The sequence below is a fragment of the Streptomyces sp. UH6 genome (assembly GCF_013421635.1).
Lineage (GTDB): Bacteria > Actinomycetota > Actinomycetes > Streptomycetales > Streptomycetaceae > Streptomyces > Streptomyces abyssomicinicus.
The window spans coordinates 1-2,121 of the sequence record NZ_JACADT010000974.1 but is presented as its reverse complement, the minus strand read 5'-3'; the positions used below and the strand labels follow the sequence as shown (position 1 = coordinate 2,121).

Below are 2,121 nucleotides of genomic sequence, written 5' to 3'. Positions count from 1 at the left end.
GGCACGGCCACCGGGGCCGCCGCCCTGCGGCGGCGGGACTCGGCGGCCACCGTGCGGCACCAGATCGCCACCGGCGAGAGCGCGATCACCAGCGCCAGCACCGCCCAGGTCCGCATCGCGGCGTGCGTGTGGCCGAAGGCCTGCGAGGCGACGAGCGAGGCGACGAGCACCATGGCCCAGAACAGGTGGACCCGGAAGGTGAGCAGCCGGTCCGCGCTGCTGTCACCGCCCTTGGGGGTGACCACGAACCGGCACGGGCGGCGCAGCAGGGCCGCGGTGAAGGACTTCAGGTAGATCGGCGCGGAGATGGCCGACATCGCCATCCCGGCGAGGCCGCCGGACCCCTTGGGTTCGTGCGGCGAGACGTTGTGCCGCCGGTTCCAGAGGTAGAGGCCGATCTGCAGTGCGGCGGCGTCGCTGTAGAGCATCAGCCAGACCGACGTGGAGACCGAGGTGCCCGAGGCGCCGAACCACATGAACAGGACACAGCTGAAGACGCCCAGGAACCAGTTGACCGCGGTCATCGGGTAGTAGCAGACCATCAGCGAGTACTGGAACAGACGCCCGTAGGGCATGGTGAACGGCGCCTTCCAGAACTGCTTGAAGAGCGTCTCGTAGGTGCCGCGGGACCAGCGCATCTGCTGGGTGAAGAAGTCGGTCCAGGAGGTCGGACCCTCGCCGACCGCGAGGACGTCGGGGGTGTACACGGAGCGCCAGCGCCGCCGGGTGAGCGGGTTGCGGGTGCGGTGCAGTTCGAAGCCGGTGGCCATGTCCTCCGTGATGGAGTCGTACAGGCCGCCGATCTGCTTGACGGCGGAGATCCGCACGACGTTGTTGGTGCCGACGAACATGGGCGCCCGGTAGCGGTTGCCGGCCCGCTGGATCAGCGCGTGGAAGAGGTACTGCTGCGACTCGGCGGCCTTGGTCACGGGGTTGGTGTAGTTGCCGTACACCTGGGGGCCGACCACGAACGCCACGTCGGGGTCGCGGAAGTAGCCCGTCATCCGTTCCAGGAAGTTGGGGAGCGGGATGTGGTCGGTGTCGACGGAGGCGAAGAAGTCGTACTCGTCGCCGTGGGCGTCGAGCCAGGCGTTGTAGTTGCCGTGCTTGGTCTTCGCCTTGTGGTGGCCCGTGGGGCGGTTCCAGCGGTCGACGCCCTTGCGGGAGAAGTGGCGGACGCCCAGCTCCCGGCAGAGGGCCTTGGCCTCGTGGTCGTCGCCCTCGTCGAGGAGCCAGACGTCGACCCGGCCGTCGTGGGTGATGCGGGTCGCGCCCTCGAGGGTGGCGCGGAGCATCGACAGCGGTTCCTTGCCGGGCACGTAGGTGGTGATGAAGGCGACCCGGGTGCCGGGTTCGGGGGTCACGGGCACCGGGTCGCGGGCGACCATCGTGGCGTGGGCGACGGAGAAGACGTTCACGACCATGAAGAACTCGATCAGGCCGATCCCGGTCAGCATGGCGATGTCGAGGACGGCGAGCAGGGTCTGGCTCTCGTCCCGCTCCACCCAGTGGGAGGGCCACACCAGATAGACCAGCAGCAGGCCGGTGAGCAGCGGCGCGAGCGCCATCATGGCGACCGCTCCCATGCGGTGGGGCTCACGCGAGAGCAGGGAGGTGTACCGCACCCGGTAGGGCCCGTCGGCGGGTGGCTCGGTGAGCGGCCCCGCCAGTCGGCTATGGGTGTCGTAGTCGTAGCCCTCCGGCAGCACAGCACCCTCCAATGATCGAATCCGCGCTTCGGGGATCGAAGATCGAAGCTCGGGGTTCGGAGATCGAAGATCGGCGATCGGAACCGGACAAGATGCTATCCACACAAAAGTGGATATTCCGGGAGCTGTCGACTTGGGCGCGTCCGGGCGTGGGCGGTCGCGGGAACGGGCTCCGGGGGTGCGGAGAACGGGCGACGGCCCGGGAACCGTGGTGTCGGGCGAGGTTCCCGGCGCTTCGGCGTGTCGGTCGGCGTGGCGCGCGAATGCGCTCATTCGGCCGAGCGGGACGACCTCACCGGGCGAGCGACGGAACGGCGGAGGTGGGCGCGGACGGCGCGCTGCGCGACCGGCCCCAGACCGTCGATCGCGGCGACCAGGTCGGCCAGCCGCTGGAGGGCGTCGAGGGCGCGGT

General features: G+C 69.6%; 1 protein-coding gene. It reads right to left on the bottom strand.

Annotated features, from left to right (window positions below):
• Positions 1-1,709, bottom strand: a 1,709-nt coding sequence (locus HW445_RS28205) for a glycosyltransferase family 2 protein (protein ID WP_180223684.1), incomplete at its 3' end; no start/stop codon positions are given.
• Positions 1,710-2,121 lie beyond the last annotated feature (412 nt).